This window comes from Streptomyces sp. NBC_00376 (assembly GCF_036077095.1).
Lineage (GTDB): Bacteria > Actinomycetota > Actinomycetes > Streptomycetales > Streptomycetaceae > Streptomyces.
Window position 1 is genome coordinate 6,451,299 of record NZ_CP107960.1, and the last position, 15,842, is coordinate 6,467,140.

At 71.0% G+C, this 15,842-nt stretch carries 13 protein-coding genes; 5 read left to right on the plus strand and 8 right to left on the minus strand.

Features of this window, described 5'->3' with window-relative positions:
* Positions 1–165: 165 nt before the first annotated feature.
* The 4 genes from OG842_RS29095 to OG842_RS29110 all read right to left on the minus strand — a co-directional run bounded on the left by OG842_RS29095 (position 166) and on the right by OG842_RS29110 (position 4,892).
* Positions 166–1,827: an alkaline phosphatase D family protein gene (locus tag OG842_RS29095; protein ID WP_266736701.1), complete on the minus strand. Its 1,662-nt coding sequence runs from the start codon at positions 1,825–1,827 to the stop codon at positions 166–168.
* Between the two features lie 96 nt (positions 1,828–1,923).
* Positions 1,924–2,739 carry a DsbA family protein gene (locus tag OG842_RS29100; RefSeq protein ID WP_266736699.1) on the minus strand — a complete coding sequence of 272 codons (816 nt, stop codon included), beginning with the start codon at positions 2,737–2,739 and terminating at the stop codon, positions 1,924–1,926.
* 47 nt (positions 2,740–2,786) lie between these two features.
* On the minus strand, positions 2,787–3,506 hold the full coding sequence (locus OG842_RS29105; RefSeq protein WP_266736698.1) for a hypothetical protein: 720 nt from the start codon (positions 3,504–3,506) through the stop codon (positions 2,787–2,789).
* 60 nt (positions 3,507–3,566) lie between these two features.
* Entirely contained in the window at positions 3,567–4,892 is a 1,326-nt protein-coding gene (locus OG842_RS29110; RefSeq protein WP_266736696.1) for a DUF2252 domain-containing protein, read from the minus strand.
* A 179-nt stretch (positions 4,893–5,071) separates the two neighbouring features.
* On the opposite strand from OG842_RS29110, the gene dnaE reads away from it, so the two are divergent.
* Positions 5,072–8,611, plus strand: coding sequence for a DNA polymerase III subunit alpha (gene dnaE, locus OG842_RS29115; RefSeq protein ID WP_266736694.1), 3,540 nt, complete (start codon positions 5,072–5,074; stop codon positions 8,609–8,611).
* Positions 8,612–8,710: 99 nt separating this feature from the next.
* Here dnaE and OG842_RS29120 read toward each other — a convergent pair whose 3' ends face one another.
* Entirely contained in the window at positions 8,711–8,890 is a 180-nt protein-coding gene (locus tag OG842_RS29120) for a hypothetical protein (protein ID WP_266736692.1), read from the minus strand.
* A 223-nt stretch (positions 8,891–9,113) separates the two neighbouring features.
* On the opposite strand from OG842_RS29120, the gene OG842_RS29125 reads away from it, so the two are divergent.
* The 4 genes from OG842_RS29125 (at position 9,114) to OG842_RS29140 (ending at position 13,217) form a co-directional block, all read left to right on the plus strand.
* Positions 9,114–10,385, plus strand: a complete 1,272-nt coding sequence (locus OG842_RS29125) for an NYN domain-containing protein (protein ID WP_266736691.1) — start codon at positions 9,114–9,116, stop codon at positions 10,383–10,385.
* A 154-nt stretch (positions 10,386–10,539) separates the two neighbouring features.
* Entirely contained in the window at positions 10,540–11,514 is a 975-nt protein-coding gene (locus tag OG842_RS29130; RefSeq protein ID WP_266737361.1) for an ABC transporter ATP-binding protein, read from the plus strand.
* A gap of 214 nt (positions 11,515–11,728) precedes the next feature.
* Positions 11,729–12,457 (plus strand): ABC transporter permease, encoded by a 729-nt coding sequence (locus OG842_RS29135; RefSeq protein ID WP_266737359.1) that lies wholly within the window; start codon positions 11,729–11,731, stop codon positions 12,455–12,457.
* Between the two features lie 34 nt (positions 12,458–12,491).
* On the plus strand, positions 12,492–13,217 hold the full coding sequence (locus OG842_RS29140) for an ABC transporter permease (protein WP_266736690.1): 726 nt from the start codon (positions 12,492–12,494) through the stop codon (positions 13,215–13,217).
* Between the two features lie 196 nt (positions 13,218–13,413).
* Here OG842_RS29140 and ybaK read toward each other — a convergent pair whose 3' ends face one another.
* Genes ybaK through OG842_RS29155 form a run of 3 tightly spaced genes read right to left on the minus strand, consistent with a single transcriptional unit; the run spans position 13,414 to position 15,743 of the window.
* On the minus strand, positions 13,414–13,920 hold the full coding sequence (ybaK, locus tag OG842_RS29145; protein WP_266736689.1) for a Cys-tRNA(Pro) deacylase: 507 nt from the start codon (positions 13,918–13,920) through the stop codon (positions 13,414–13,416).
* Between the two features lie 36 nt (positions 13,921–13,956).
* On the minus strand, positions 13,957–14,700 hold the full coding sequence (locus tag OG842_RS29150; RefSeq protein ID WP_266736688.1) for an LON peptidase substrate-binding domain-containing protein: 744 nt from the start codon (positions 14,698–14,700) through the stop codon (positions 13,957–13,959).
* Positions 14,701–14,705: 5 nt separating this feature from the next.
* On the minus strand, positions 14,706–15,743 hold the full coding sequence (locus OG842_RS29155) for a hypothetical protein (RefSeq protein ID WP_266736687.1): 1,038 nt from the start codon (positions 15,741–15,743) through the stop codon (positions 14,706–14,708).
* Positions 15,744–15,842: the final 99 nt, after the last annotated feature.

A 15,842-nucleotide genomic window follows, 5' to 3' on the forward strand; every position in this document is an offset into this window, starting at 1 on the left:
AAACCGGAATGAATCTTTCTTCGCGTTCCAGAGTTTGAGACGGTGAAGTAACCGTAGGCGTTACCCCGGCGGGTGGTGTGTCCCCATTCGATCCTCGGGACACACCACCCGCCGTAGCGACGCAATGCGCCGTCAACATATGCGGAGGTGGCCGAAAATAGCCCCTTAGCGTACCGGGCTGTCCACCCGCTCGACCTTCTGCGTCCCGCTGAGCGTCCGGTACGAACGCGTCCAGGCCGACGCCGCGTCCCGCTTCGTCCGGTCGGAGACGGCGTAGTAGTCCATCTGCGAGCGCTCGGCGGTCACGTCCAGGACGCCGTAGCCGTGCGAGTCCATGTCCACCCACTTCACATGACGGTTGGCGGCCTTCACCGCGGCGGCCGCGACCAGCGAGACCGTCTGCGGTGCCACGTGCAGGATGTCGTCGATGTTGTCCGAGGTCACCGACGTCACCACGAACTCGGTGGCGGCCGAGTCGGAGAGCGGATACGTCGCCGCCTTCACCGGTACGTCGTTGGCCCAGGCCATGTGGATGTCACCGGTCAGGAAGACCGTGTTGGTGATCGACCGGTCCCGCAGGTGCGTGATCAGCTCCTTGCGGTCGTCCGTGTAGCCGTCCCACTGGTCGACGTTGACGGCCAGGCCCTCCTTGGGCAGCCCCAGCAACTCGGCCAGCGGCGCCAGCAGATGGGCCGGTACGGAGCCGAACGCGACCGGCGAGATCATCACCGACGTGCCGACCAGCTTCCAGGTGGCGTCCGAGCCGGCCAGCCCCGACTTCAGCCAGTCCAGCTGCGCCCGCCCGGTGATGCTGCGCTCCGGGTCGTCGACCGCGCCGCTGCCGATCCCCGCCTGCTGGGAGCGGAAGCTGCGCAGGTCGAGGAGGTGGAGGTCGGCCAGGTTGCCGAAGCGCAGCCGCCGGTAGACGGTGCCCTCGGTGGAGGCGCGGACCGGCATCCACTCGAAGTACGCCTGCTTGGCGCCCGCGACCCGGTCCGCCCAGGTGCCCTCGGTGCCCGGCGTGTGGTTCTCGGCCCCGCCCGACCAGGTGTCGTTGGCGAACTCGTGGTCGTCCCAGATCGCGATCACCGGGTGCGTGGCGTGCAGCGTCTGGAGGTCGGGGTCCGTCTTGTACGTGGCGTGCCGGGTGCGGTAGTCGGCGAGGGTGAGGATCTCGTGGACCGGCCGGTGCTGCCGTACGACGTACTTCTCGTCCGGGTAGCTTCCCGACGCGTACTCGTAGATGTAGTCGCCGAGGTGGAGCACCGCGTCGAGGTCGGCGCGGGCGGCGAGGTGGCGGTACGGGGAGAAGTACCCGGCCTCCCAGTTGGCGCACGACACCACGCCGAAGCGCACACCGGGCGTGGCGGCACCGGCCGTCGGCGCCGTCCGGGTACGGCCGGCCGGGGAGAGCGTCTGCGTGCCCTCGCCCGCCGAGAAGCGGAACCAGTACGCGGTGGCGGGTGCCAGGCCCCGCACATCGGCCTTGACCGTGTGGTCGGACGCGGCCTTCGCGACGGTCGTGCCCCGGGCGACGACCTGGGCGAAGTCCTTGTCCTCGGCGACCTCCCAGTGCACCGCCGTATCGGCGCCGCGGCCCGAACCGGGCACCGCGTCCGGGGTCGGGGTGACACGGGTCCAGAGCAGGATGCCGTCGGGCAGGGGATCGCCGGAGGCGACGCCGTGCAGGAAGGCCGGGCCGTCGGCGGCGCGGGCGGCGGTGGCGGAGCCCAGCACGGGGGCCGCGACGGCGGTGGCGGCAGCGGCCTTGACGACCGTGCGGCGGCTGGGGGTGGAGAGCGGCGAGGAATCGCGTCGACTGGTCACGGGGCAGAACCCTACTGACCGGTAAGGTGAACGGGCAGGCGAATTCAGGAAGTTCGCCTGCCCGTCGGGGGCCGCTGCCGGGATGTCGCCGGCCGGTCAGCCCTTCAGTGCGGCCGTGATCGCGGTGTTGAAGGCCTCCACCGTCATCGGGGCGTTCTCGCTCTGGCCGTCGGTGAGTGCCTTGCCGTCCATCTTCAGCGTCGGGGTGCCCCGCACGCCGCTGTCGTCGAACGCCGCCGACATCTTCATCGCCCAGCTGTCGAAGGTGCCGTCCTTGACGTCCTTCTGGAAGGCGGCATTGCCCTTCAGCGCGTCCACCGTGTCGGCGACCTTGATCAGGTAGGAGTCGTCCTTGAACTTGTCGTCGGTCTCCTCCGGGTGGTACTTCGCGGAGTAGAGCGCGGCCTTGTAGTCGAGGAAGGCATCCGGGCTGACGTTGAGCGCCGCACCGAGCGCGCTCAGCGCGTTCTTCGAGCCCTCGCCGTCGGACATGTCGTCGATGAACGTGGCACCGATGTACTTGATCTTGTACTTCCCGGCATCGACGTCCTTGCGCACCGTCTCGCCGACGGACTGCTCGAACGTTCCGCAGATCGGGCAGCGCGAGTCCTCGTACAGCTCCAGGGTCTTCTTGGCGGTGGACTTGCCGATGACGACGGTGGTGCCGTCCTTGCCCGAGGTGTTCTTGGGCGCGGTCACATTCTTCGCGTCCTTGGCCGCCGCCCAGTGGGACGGCTTGTTCAGCTGCATGACGCCCCAGGCGGCAGCACCCACGACGGCCAGGACGCCGACGATCGAGACGCCGACGATGATCTGCCGGCGGGTCTTGTCCTTCTTGGCCTGGCGCTCGCGCTCGGCGCGCAGACGCTCGCGGGCCGCCGCCTTGTTGGCCTGGGTGTTGCGGTTGCTCATGTCCGTATCTCCATGGTGTGAGGGGCGTGTCGTAGGGGATTGCGTGCTCAGGCGATGGTGAAGGCCGAGCGCGGCGGTCCCCTCCGTCCCACGGAGTGCACGAGCAGACGGGCGTGTACGAGCGGGTGCGGACCACGTCCGGCGGGCCGCATCCGGCGCCGGGCCGGGCGGCGGGCCGTTCCGACCACGGCGACCGCGATCAGCAGCGGCCGGAACGCCAGGACGGCGGCCGCCTCCAGCAGACCGGCCAGCGCGGACTCGCCCCGCCGGAGCCAGGCCGCGGCGAGCAGGCCGACCGAGACATGGGCGGCGAGCAGCAGCCACGGCACCGCGGGGCCGGGCGAGGCCAGCAGCGCGGCCGTCGTGTGCCCGGCATCGGTCACCGAGGCGAACGGGGCGGCCTCGGCACCGGTCGGCGCCGCACCGGCGCCGACCATGCCGCCGCACAGCACGTCGACGCCGACCGAACGCAGCGGCCCCGCGATCGGGCCGCCGGCCGCGCCGTAACAGACATGCTGACCGGTGGTGAAGACGGTGTCGGCGGCCAGCTCCAGCGGGACCAGCAGCCCGGCGATCGCCCCGAAGCCGCGCTCCCGGCCGGCCAGCGCGTACGCCACGGCGAACACCACGCCGGCCAGCAGGGCGACGGCGGTCAGTGGCAGCGGGACCCGGGAGAGCAGCACATGGGACGCAGCGGAGAGCATCACGACGAGCGCTGTGAAAAGCGCCGCGCGAACGACTCTGATCTGCTTCCCGGATATGTCCATCGCCGAGGAGTGTCGCATGCGAACCTGTAAGTGAGCCCTAAAGGGATGGGGCTGATGGGATCAGAGCCCCGGAATGCGGCCGTTGCGGAAGAGGTCCACGAAGATCTGATGGTCGGCGCGGGCCCTGGCGCCGTAGCTGTGGGCGAAGTCCACCAGCAGTTCGGCGAAGCCCTCCTCGTCGGCCGCGATCGCCGCGTCGATCGCCCGCTCGGTGGAGAACGGCACCAGCGAGTGACCGCTCTCGTCATCGGCCGCGGAGTGCATCGTCGCCGTCGCCCGGCCGAGATCCGCGACGACCGCCGCGATCTCCTCCGGCTCGTCGATGTCGGACCAGTCCAGATCGACCGCGTACGGAGACACCTCGGCGACCAGCTGCCCCGCCCCGTCCAGCTCGGTCCAGCCGAGCCACGGGTCGGCGTGAGCCTGCAGGGCGCGCTGCGAGATCACGGTGCGGTGGCCCTCGTGCTGGAAGTACTCGCGCACCGCCGCGTCGGTGATGTGCCGGGAGACCGCGGGGGTCTGCGCCTGCTTGAGGTAGATCACCACATCGTTCTCCAGGGCGTCGCTGTTGCCCTCCAGAAGGATGTTGTACGAGGGGAGCCCGGCCGAACCGATCCCGATGCCGCGACGGCCGACGACATCCTTCACCCGGTACGAGTCGGGGCGGGTCAGGCTCGACTCCGGCAGCGTCTCCAGATAGCCGTCGAAGGCCGCCAGCACCTTGTAGCGTGTCGCCGCGTCCAGGTCGATCGAGCCGCCGCCCGGAGCGAACCGGCGCTCGAAGTCCCGGATCTCCGTCATCGAGTCCAGCAGCGAGAACCGGGTCAGCGACCGGGCGTCGCGCAGCGCGCCCAGCAGCGGGCCCTCGGCCGTGTCCAGCGTGAAGGGCGGCACCTCTTCATTTTTGACGCCCGTCGCCAGCGCGTGGACCCGCTCGCGGTAGGCCGCCGCGTAGACCCGGACCAGCTCGCTGATCTGCTCGTCGCTCAGCGCCTTCGCGTACCCGATCAGGGCGACGGAGGCGGCGAACCGCTTGAGGTCCCAGGTGAACGGGCCGACGTACGCCTCGTCGAAGTCGTTCACGTTGAAGATCAGCCGGCCGTTGGCGTCCATGTACGTGCCGAAGTTCTCCGCGTGCAGATCGCCGTGGATCCACACCCGGCCGGTCCGCTCGTCCAGGTACGGGCCGCCGTGCCGCTCCCGCTCCAGGTCGTTGTAGAACAGGCACGCCGTGCCCCGGTAGAAGGCGAAGGCCGAGCCCGCCATCTTGCGGAACTTGACCCGGAAGGCAGCCGGATCGGCAGCCAGCAGCTGCCCGAACGCGGTGTCGAAGACCTCAAGAATCTGCTCCCCGCGCTCTGCTGCGCCGGTCTGCGCTTCCGACATCTCTGGGTGCCTCCTGGTACCTGACGTGCATGACAGACGTGCATGACAAATGGGACGGGCGTCTCAGTGCTACAACGCGCGACCGTACCCGGGAGTGCCCGTCGTCCGTGCCCTCGAAGACGTAGACTTCCACGCTGTCCCCCCAGCCCGCCAAAGCCGTTTCCCGGAGGCACAGCGCCGTGACCAAGCCGCCCTTCACGCACCTTCACGTCCACACCCAGTACTCGCTGCTGGACGGTGCCGCGCGGCTCAAGGACATGTTCGCTGCCTGCAACGAAATGGGCATGTCGCACATCGCGATGACCGACCACGGCAACCTGCACGGGGCCTACGACTTCTTCCACTCGGCGAAGAAGGCGGGCGTCACCCCGATCATCGGCATCGAGGCGTACGTCGCCCCGGAGTCGCGCAAGCACAAGCGGAAGATCCAGTGGGGCCAGCCGCACCAGAAGCGCGACGACGTCTCGGGTTCGGGCGGTTACACCCACAAGACGATCTGGGCGGCGAACAGCACCGGGCTGCACAACCTCTTCAAGCTGTCCTCGGACGCGTACGCCGAGGGCTGGCTGCAGAAGTGGCCGCGCATGGACAAGGAGACCATCGCCCAGTGGTCCGAGGGCCTGATCGCGTCCACCGGCTGCCCCTCGGGCGAGGTGCAGACCCGGCTGCGGCTCGGCCAGTTCGACGAGGCGGTCCAGGCCGCCTCCGACTACAAGGACATCTTCGGCGAGGGCAAGTACTTCCTGGAGCTGATGGACCACGGCATCGAGATCGAGCGCCGGGTCCGTGACGGGCTCCTCGAAATCGGCAAGAAGCTGAACATCCCGCCGCTGGTGACCAACGACTCGCACTACACCTACGCGCACGAGGCCACCGCGCACGACGCCCTGCTCTGCATCCAGACCGGCAAGAACCTCTCCGACCCGGACCGCTTCCGCTTCGACGGCACCGGCTACTACCTCAAGACGACCGACGAGATGTACGGCGTCGACTCCTCCGACGCCTGGCAGGAGGGCTGCGCCAACACCCTGCTGGTCGCGGAGCAGATCGACACCACCGGCATGTTCGAGAAGCGCGACCTGATGCCGAAGTTCGACATCCCGGACGGCTACACGGAGATCACCTGGTTCCAGGAAGAGGTCCGCGTCGGGATGAACCGGCGCTTCCCGGGCGGTGTCCCCGAGGACCGGCAGAAGCAGGTCGAGTACGAGATGGACATCATCATCCAGATGGGGTTCCCGGGGTACTTCCTGGTCGTCGCCGACTTCATCATGTGGGCGAAGAACAACGGCATCGCGGTCGGCCCCGGCCGAGGCTCCGCCGCCGGTTCGATCGTGGCGTACGCGATGGGCATCACCGACCTCGACCCGATCGAGCACGGGCTGATCTTCGAGCGGTTCCTCAACCCCGAGCGCGTCTCCATGCCCGATGTCGACATCGACTTCGACGAGCGCCGGCGCGTCGAAGTGATCAGGTACGTGACGGAGAAGTACGGCGCCGACAAGGTCGCCATGATCGGCACGTACGGAAAGATCAAGGCGAAGAACGCCATCAAGGACTCCGCCCGGGTCCTCGGCTACCCGTACGCGATGGGCGACCGGCTCACCAAGGCCATGCCCGCCGACGTCCTCGGCAAGGGCATCGACCTCAACGGCATCACCGACCCCAAGCACCCGCGCTACAGCGAGGCGGGCGAGATCCGGGGGATGTACGAGAACGAGCCGGACGTCAAGAAGGTCATCGACACCGCGAAGGGCGTCGAGGGCCTGGTCCGGCAGATGGGCGTGCACGCCGCCGGCGTCATCATGTCCAGCGAGCCGATCGTCGACCACGCCCCGATCTGGGTGCGGCACACCGACGGCGTCACCATCACGCAGTGGGACTACCCGCAGTGCGAGTCGCTCGGCCTGCTGAAGATGGACTTCCTCGGCCTGCGAAACCTCACCATCATGGACGACGCCGTGAAGATGGTGGAGTCCAACAAGGGCGTCAAGCTGGACCTGCTCGGCCTCCCGCTGGACGACCCCAAGACGTACGAGATGCTCTGCCGCGGTGACACGCTCGGCGTGTTCCAGTTCGACGGCGGCCCGATGCGCTCCCTGCTGCGCCAGATGCAGCCCGACAACTTCGAGGACATTTCCGCCGTCTCGGCCCTGTACCGGCCGGGCCCGATGGGAATGAACTCGCACACGAACTACGCCGAGCGCAAGAACGGCCGCCAGGAGATCACCCCGATCCACCCGGAGCTGGAGGAGCCCCTCAAGGAGGTCCTCGGCCTCACCTACGGCCTGATCGTGTACCAGGAGCAGGTGCAGAAGGCCGCCCAGATCGTCGCCGGCTACTCGCTCGGCGAGGCCGACATCCTGCGCCGCGTGATGGGCAAGAAGAAGCCCGAGGAGCTGGCGAAGAACTTCGTCCTCTTCGAGGCGGGGGCCAAGGAGAAGGGCTTCTCCGACGCCGCGATCAAGGCCCTGTGGGACGTGCTGGTCCCCTTCGCCGGATACGCGTTCAACAAGGCGCACTCCTCCGCGTACGGCCTGGTCACCTACTGGACCGCGTACCTCAAGGCGAACTACCCCGCCGAGTACATGGCGGCGCTGCTGACCTCGGTCAAGGACGACAAGGACAAGTCGGCCGTCTACCTCAACGAGTGCCGCCGCATGGGCATCAAGGTGCTGCCGCCCAATGTGAACGAGTCCCTGTCGAACTTCGCCGCCCAGGGCGACGACGTGATCCTCTTCGGCCTCACCGCCGTGCGCAACGTCGGCCAGAACGTCGTCGACTCGATCATCCGGTGCCGCAAGGCGAAGGGGAAGTACAGCTCGTTCCCCGACTTCCTCGACAAGGTCGAAGCGGTCGTCTGCAACAAGCGCACCGTCGAATCGCTGATCAAGGCCGGCGCCTTCGACGAGATGGGCCACACCCGCAAGGGCCTGGTCGCCCACCACGAACCGATGATCGACAACGTGGTGCAGGTCAAGCGCAAGGAGGCCGAGGGCCAGTTCGACCTCTTCGGCGGCATGGGCGAGGAGGAGAGCGACGAGCCGGGCTTCGGGCTCGACGTGGAGTTCTCCGACATCGAGTGGGAGAAGTCCTACCTGCTGGCCCAGGAGCGCGAGATGCTCGGCCTGTACGTCTCCGACCACCCGCTCTTCGGCCTGGAACACGTGCTGTCCGACAAGGCCGACTCCTCGATCTCCCAGCTGACCGGCGGCGAGCACGCCGACGGCGCCATCGTCACCGTCGGCGGCATCATCTCCGGCCTCCAGCGCAAGATGACCAAGCAGGGCAACGCCTGGGCCATCGCCACCGTCGAGGACCTGGCCGGTTCCATCGAGTGCATGTTCTTCCCGGCCACCTACCAGCTGGTCTCCACCCAGCTCGTCGAGGACACCGTCGTCTTCGTCAAGGGGCGCCTCGACAAGCGGGAGGACGTGCCCCGGCTGGTCGCCATGGAGATGCAGGTCCCCGACATCTCGTCGGCCGGCACCAACGCCCCCGTGGTCCTCACCATCCCCACCGTCAAGATCACCCCGCCCATGGTCAGCCGCCTCGGCGAGGTCCTCAGCAGCCACCGGGGCGACACCGAGGTGCGGATCAAGCTCCAGGGCCCCCGCAAGACCACGGTGCTCCGGCTCGACCGGCACCGGGTCAAGCCCGACCCGGCGCTCTTCGGTGACCTGAAGGTGCTGCTCGGCCCGTCCTGCCTGGCCGGCTGAGCCGGCTCTCCCGCGCAAACGTACGAGAGGGGCGCCCCGCGAAAGCGGGAGCGCCCCTCTCGGTCACCCGGCCGACGGCCGGACCGGAGAAGTCTCCGGTCAGTTGTGGCCGAAGCGCCGCTGGTGCTTACGGGCAACATCAGAAGGGCTGCCCTGGGCCTGCGACTGAGGCTGTATCTGAGACTCGTACGCGGTCGTCTTCGCCTCTTCCGCGCCGCGCTCCGTGCCGGACGCGCGGTTCTGCTGGCTGCCCTGCTTGCGGTTCTTGTTCTTGGCCATGGTGTTCCTCCTATGGGGACTCTCGGGGCCAGGACCGCGTTCAGATTCACATGCCGGGGCAACCCGTGCATTTTGGATCATTACCGTGCGTAGTGGGGTGCGGGGCACGTGGTTTCCCGGATCCGCCACGCCGATGATCGAGTTCCGGCCGTCAACCCCTGCGCGGTCGGGCAGACTCGAAGGAAACCCTTGGCAAAGACCGCACCCGAACTTCTGGAAGAGGGTGGATCGCGTGGACCGTTGCGTCGTCCTGGTGGACGCCGGCTACTTGCTGGGCGCAGCCGCGAGCCTGCTGGCAGGAGAACCGGCCCGTTCCCGCATCACGGTCGACCACGCGGCCCTCATCCGGGGCCTGCGCGAGCGGGCCGAGGCCGATACGGAGCAGCCGCTGCTGCGGATCTACTGGTTCGACGGCGCCCCCGACCGGGTGCCGCAGCCCGAGCACCGCAGGCTGCGCGTGATGCCCCGGGTCACCGTCCGGCTCGGTGCCCTGACCCGCAGCGACGGACGCTGGGCCCAGAAGGGCGTCGACGCCGCGATGCACGCCGAGCTCACCGAGCTGGCCAGGAACCGGGCCTGCTCCGACGTGGTGCTGGTGACCGGCGACGGCGATCTGCTGCCCGGTCTGATGTCCGCCAAGGAACACGGCGTCGCCGTCCACCTGTGGGCCGTCCAGGCCGCCGACGGCGACTACAACCAGTCCGAGGATCTGGTCGCCGAGGCCGACGAGCGAAGGGTGCTCGACCGGGCCTGGATCACCCAGGCGGTACGTGCCAAGGAGACCGGCGGCGTCTGCGCCCCGCCCCCCGTGCCCCGCCCGGAGATCGCCGCGATCCTCTCCGCGCCGCTTCCCGAGGCCGCCCTCGCCGCCTCCGCCGAGCGAGCCTCGGAGGCCCAGGCGGCGGCCGCCGCGGCACCGCCCGAGGAGAGCACCGCCACCGACCGCCCCGTGCCCGGCGGCCGGGGCGTCCCCACCCCCAAGGACCTGGCAGGCAGCCTGCGCGGCCCCGGTGCCCAGCCCGACCGGCACCTCCCGCAGCCGTCGCCCGCCGGCGCGACCCTGCGCTGGTCCTCCGACAAGAGCTGGGCGGAGCGCGGCGGACCGCTGGGCGAGCCCGCCGAGACCGCCTCGCTGCCGACACTGGCCCAGCTCACCAGCGCCGAGCAGCGCTGGGCGGACCGCGAGGAGGACATCACCACCGTCGGCGGTGACCCGTTCGAGGTGGGCCAGGTCTTCGCCCGTCGCTGGATGGAGCGACTCCCGGAGACCGTCCATCTGCAGAAGCTGTCGACCATGTACCCGCGCATCCCGCACCGCATCGACGGCGAGCTGCTGCGCTACGCCGCCCGGTTCGGCCTGCTCGCCCACAAGGACGACCAGATCGACGAGCACGACCGCTACGCGATCCGGGCGGGATTCTGGCGGGAGATCGACGTACGGGCGGCGGCCGAGCACACCCCCGCGGCGGAGCGGACGAGCCCGTCCGCCGACTGACGGCGGAGCGGGGTCACGGGCGGGCGACCCGGCCACCGGTCGCCGCGCCGGAGCCCGGCCGGCGTGGCCCCGGGCGCAATCCGGGGCATCCGACCCCGTACCCTCGTACCTCGTGAGTACGGGCACAGCACAGGCGCAGCCGGCGACCGGGACCGTGTGCGCGGTGCGTGATCTGGTCAAGACCTATCCCGCAGCCCGCGGCCGCCGCGGCACCCCCGCCACACCCGAGGTGCGTGCCACCGACGGGATCAGCCTGGACGTGCGGCGCGGCGAGATCTTCGGCCTCCTCGGCCCCAACGGCGCCGGGAAATCCACCCTGGTACGGCAGCTCACCGGGCTGATGCGCCCCGACTCCGGCAGTGTCACCGTGCTGGGCCACGACCTCGTACGCCACCCGGAGCGCGCCTCCCGGCTGATCGGCTACCTCGGGCAGGAGTCCACCGCTCTCGACGAGCTGACCGTCTCGCTCGCCGCCGAGACCACCGGGCGGCTGCGCGGCCTCGCCGCGGCCGACGCCCGCGCCGAACGTGACGCCGTACTCGGTGAACTCGGCCTCACCGAGATCGCGGGACGCCCCCTGAAGAAGCTCTCCGGCGGGCAGCGGCGGCTCGCCTGCTTCGCCGCCGCGCTGGTCGGCGAGCGGCCGGTGCTGCTGCTGGACGAGCCGACGACCGGCATGGACCCCGTCGCCAGGCGCGCCGTCTGGGCCGCCGTGGACCGGCGCCGGGCCGAGCGCGGTACGACGGTGCTGCTCGTCACCCACAACGTCATCGAGGCCGAGACCGTCCTCGACCGGGTCGCCGTGATCGAACACGGCAAGGTCATAGCCTGCGACACGCCGACCGGGCTCAAGGAACGCGTCGCGGGCGAGGTCCGGGTCGAGCTGGTGTGGCGCGAGCGGGCGCCCCTGGACGTGCCCGAGGTGGCCGCGCTGCGCTGCTCGGCCCAGGAGTCCGGGCGGCGCTGGGTGCTGCGGCTCGGTCCCGACGAGGCGCGGGCGGCGGTCGCCGCGGTGACCGGCGGCGCGGCCTTCGCCGCACTCGACGACTTCACGCTGGCGACGCCCAGCCTGGAGGACGTCTATCTCGCGCTCGGCGGGGACGCGACCAAGGGGTTGGTGAAGTCATGACGGGGGCCGACGGGGTGGCCGGGGTCAGTGGGACGACCGGGTGCGGGTGCGTGGCCGGGCAGGGAACGAACAGGAGCAGCGCCAGGTGACGAGCATCGTTCCCGCGCACGCGGTGACCGGACCCGTCCCGGCCACGGAGGACGGTCCTGGCGACGGCCTCGACGGCTTCGACGGCGAGGGGGCGGCGCCCGCGCCGCTCGCCCCGAGCGCCCGGCTGTTCCCCTCGCTCGCGGCGGTCTACCGCGCCCAGCTGTCCAGGGCCAGGGTCGCCCGTATCCCGCTGCTCTTCGTCGCGACCTTCCAGTCGGTCGGGATCATGGTGCTGATGCGCGGGGTGGTCGACGGCGGCTCCGAGGCGCGGGCCGTCGTCGCCGGCTCCAGCGTCCTCGTCGTGGCCTTCGTCGCGCTCAATCTCCTCGCCCAGTACTTCGGGCAGCTGCGGGCCGGCGGCGGGCTCGACCACTACGCGACCCTGCCGGTGCCGCCCGCCTCGGTGGTGCTCGGTGCGGCCGGGGCGTACGCCTCCTTCACCGTGCCCGGCACGATCGTCACGGCGGTGGCCGGCAGCGTGATGTTCGGGCTGCCGCTGACGCATCTGTGGGTGCTCGTCGCGGTCATCCCGCTCTCCGGGGCGGCGCTCTCCGGGCTGGGCGCGGCACTGGGGCTGCTCGCGCCCCGGCAGGAGCTGGCCACGCTCCTCGGCCAGCTGGGCATGTCGGCGGCGCTGCTGCTCGGTGTGCTCCCCGCGGACCGGCTGCCGACGCCGGTCGGCTGGGCGCGCGATCTGCTGCCCTCGACCTATGGCGTCGAGGCGCTGGCCCGGTCCTTCGACGCCCACCCGGACTGGGCGGTAGTCGTGCTGGACCTCGCCGTCTGTGCCGTGGTCGGCGTGCTCTCGCTGGCCGTGGCGACGTGGGCGTACCGCAGGGCAGCGGTCCGGTGAGGCGCGGCGCGGGGGCGCCTGGCACGATGGCACGGTGACCGCACCTCTGACGCCGCCTCACCAGCCCTCGTCCAACGATCCCTGGCAGACCCCGCCGAACTGGGGTGGCCCGGGGGGCTCGCACCTGATCGGTGCGCACCAGCCGGGAGGGCTGCCGGGAGCGCCCGAGGAGAAGGCTCTCGCGCCGGAACTGCGCAGGGCCGCGGTCGTCGCCGCTCTGGTGACCGTCTCGGGCGTCGCGCTCGGGCTCCTCTGGCTGTGGCTGGCGCCGAGGGTTCCGCTGATCTCCGACAGCACCGCCGTCTTCCTGAGCGACAGCGAGGGCGAGGAGGCGATCGGCGCCGACGGTACGTTCGTGCTGCTGGCCCTGGCCTTCGGGGCGGTCTCCGCGGCGCTGGTCTTCTGGTTCCAGCGGCGCGGCGGGATCGCCCTGGTGGTGGGGCTCGCGCTGGGCGGGCTGCTCGGTTCGCTGCTGGCCTGGCGGCTGGGGGTGTGGCTCGGGCCGACGCAGGACGTGGTCGCGCACGCGCGGGCGGTCGGCAAGGGCGTGGTCTTCGACGCGCCGCTCCAGCTGCGGGCGAAGGGGGCGCTGCTGGCGTGGCCGCTGGGGGCGATGGCGGTGCATCTCGGGTTGACCGCGATGTTCGGGCCGCGGGATCCGGAGCCGGAGTGGGGGGTGTTTCCGGGTTCTCCGGGCGCTCCGGGCGCTCCGGGCGCTCCGGGTGCGCCGGGTTCCCCGGAGGCGTCGGCGCAGTCGTAGGTGTGCGGGTGCGGGTGGGTGGGCCGCTGCGCGGGGCTCGTCCCCTACCCGCCCCTTCCCGGAACCGGGGCTCTGCCCCGGACCCCGGTCCTCGACCGCCGGACGGGCTGGAATGGGCTCGGGTGGGCTGATATGGGCGCGGGTGGCTGAAACAGGCGCGGACGGGGCGAGCGGTGCCGGACGGGCCGGAACGGGGTCAGTCGTCCCGGCCGATCTCCGCGAACACCGCCCCCGTCAGTGACGCCAGATCCGTCGGGGAGAGTTCGACCTCCAGGCCCCGGCGGCCCGCCGAGACGCAGATCGTCTCGTGGGACCGTGCCGACGCGTCCAGTACCGTACGCAGCCGCTTCCGCTGGCCCAGCGGGGAGATGCCGCCCCTCACGTAGCCGGTGGTGCGTTCGGCGGCCGCCGGGTCGGCCATGGTGGCCCGCTTGCCGCCCACCGAGGCGGCCAGGGCCTTGAGGTCCAGTGAGCCGGCCACCGGGACGACCGCCACGGTCAGCGTGCCGTCGACGTCCGCGACCAGGGTCTTGAAGACCCGGTCGGGGGAGACGCCCAGTGCCTCGGCCGCCTCCTCGCCGTAGGAGGCCGAGGCCGGGTCGTGGTCGTAGGAGTGGATGGTGAACGCCGTGCCGGACGCGGTCAGGGCGACCGTTGCCGGGGTGCCGCCGGACTGTTGCTGCTTCTTGGGCTTCTTCGCCACGGGGAGCGGTCCTCGGTCGATCGGTCGGTCTTCGGATCAGTTGGGGTGGGTCGGGGCGCGGGTCAGATCCACTGCGGGCAGGGACGGGAGATGGCGGATGACGGCGGTCTCGGAGCGGAGCAGCGTCAGCTCCTCGCGCAGCCGGGTCGCGGTGTCGGGCGCCTGGAGCAGCCGTTGCCTGGTCGGGACGTCCAGTACGGCCGCCGCCGCGACCAGGTACGAGACGACGGAGGGGTCGTCGGGCAGGTCCGCGCCGGTCGTCAGCGACCGTTCGCTCGCCCCGGCCAGCCGCTTCTGGTAGCTGCGGAAGGCCCTCAGTACGCCCTCGGCGAGCGCCCCCGCCTCCTCGCCGGTCTCCTCGTCCAGCTCTTCGAGCTCGGCCGTCAGGAAGGGGCCGCTCGCCTCCACGGAGAGCAGCTTGACCCGGGTGGTGCCGGTGGCCAGGACCTCGAAGCTGCCGTCCGGCCGTTCCCGGATCTTCGCCGCGTCGGCGATGCAGCCGACCCGGTGGAAGGTCTGGACCGGGTCGGGGCCGAAGCCGTCCGCGGGGCCGCGCTCGGCGGGGACGTTCACCGCGTCCGGCATTCCGGCGCCCGTCGGGGCGGTCTCGCGGCCGTCGCGGATCGCTACCACGGCGAACCGGCGGGGTTCGTCCTCGTCGGTCTTCAGGAGCTCGCGCATCATGGCGCGATAACGCTCCTCGAAGACGTTCAGCGGCAGCACGAGGCCGGGGAACAGCACCGCGTTCAGCGGGAACAGAGGCAGGCGAGCGGTGGTCACAACGGTCAAGCGTAATGGCCGCGGGCCCGGCCCCGGTCGGCCCGTCCCGGGATCGCTGCCGCGCAGGCCGCCCGGAGCCGTGTCTCGTCCCGCGCCTCCAGGAACCGGCCGAGCGGATCGTCGGAGACCGACGACCACGGGAACGACGCCGCATGGGGTCCGATCTGCCGGAACTGTTCCAGGGCCTCGTCCCAGCGCCCCCGGCCGACCAGCACGAACGCCAGCAGGTTGCGGACCTCGGCGGGCCACGGGTCGCCCGGCTCGAACGAGGCGGACAGCTCGATGGCCAGATCGGCCGCCGCGTCGATCCGCTCCTCCTGCACCGAGGTGGTCCGGGCGCCGGGCCCCTCGATCAGCAGGGCGAAGGCGGCCCGCAGCGGCAGCGCCTGCACCAGCGAACTGGGCAGCGAGTCCTCGGCGGCCCGCTCGGCGAAGTCGAAGCACTCGCGGTGCGAGCCGTACCAGGCCGCGGAGAGGTACCGCAGCGCCGCGACATGGCAGCCGTAGTGGTGCGAGGAGCGCCGGATCGCCTGCCCCCACAGCGCCTCGAACATGGTGTGCGTGGCGTGGGTGCCGCGGGCGTGGTCGAGCGCCAGGCGCCAGGGCACCGGGTCGCGCGGATCGCTCTCGGCCGCCGCCGAGATCAGCGGCCCCACCTCGCGCAGCTGCTCGGCGCGGGCGGGCGACTCCCAGGCCCGGCGGACCGCCAGCTCGGCCTTGACGAGCAGCGCGTCCGGGTCGTGCGGGGAGGCGGCGAGCCAGTCGGTCAGCCAGCCGTCGCGGTTGCGGGCGAAGGTGACGAGCCGGCCGAGGTAGCGGTCGCGGTTCTCCCACTCGGCGCCGTCCCGGGTGGTGGCGAGGAGCTTCGCGGCCGGTCCGTACTCCCCGAGGGCGGCGGCGACGAGTGCCGGGGAGAGCCGCTCGTCGGGGGCGTCGAGCAGCACCTCGTCGTCCGCGGGCAGTCCGGCGGGCCCCTGCGAAGGGAGCCGGACCGCGCGCGCGGCGCGGAGCAGAGCACGAAGGATTGGCATGGTGCAGACCATTGAAAAGCCCTGGTCGGGGCGGCGCCAGAGGCTCGCTGTGAAGCTTTGGTGCCGAGTGAATGGGTTGTACCGGACCGAGTCAAGAAGAAGTAAAGGAAA

Excerpts from the sequence above, each read along its gene's own strand:
- OG842_RS29105 (WP_266736698.1), bottom strand. The coding sequence starts at position 3,506 with ATGGACATATCCGGGAAGCAGATCAGAGTCGTTCGCGCGGCGCTTTTC.
- OG842_RS29110 (WP_266736696.1), bottom strand. The coding sequence starts at position 4,892 with ATGTCGGAAGCGCAGACCGGCGCAGCAGAGCGCGGGGAGCAGATTCTT.
- OG842_RS29155 (WP_266736687.1), bottom strand. The coding sequence starts at position 15,743 with ATGGTCTGCACCATGCCAATCCTTCGTGCTCTGCTCCGCGCCGCGCGC.
- OG842_RS29120 (WP_266736692.1), bottom strand. The coding sequence starts at position 8,890 with ATGGCCAAGAACAAGAACCGCAAGCAGGGCAGCCAGCAGAACCGCGCG.
- OG842_RS29100 (WP_266736699.1), bottom strand. The coding sequence starts at position 2,739 with ATGAGCAACCGCAACACCCAGGCCAACAAGGCGGCGGCCCGCGAGCGT.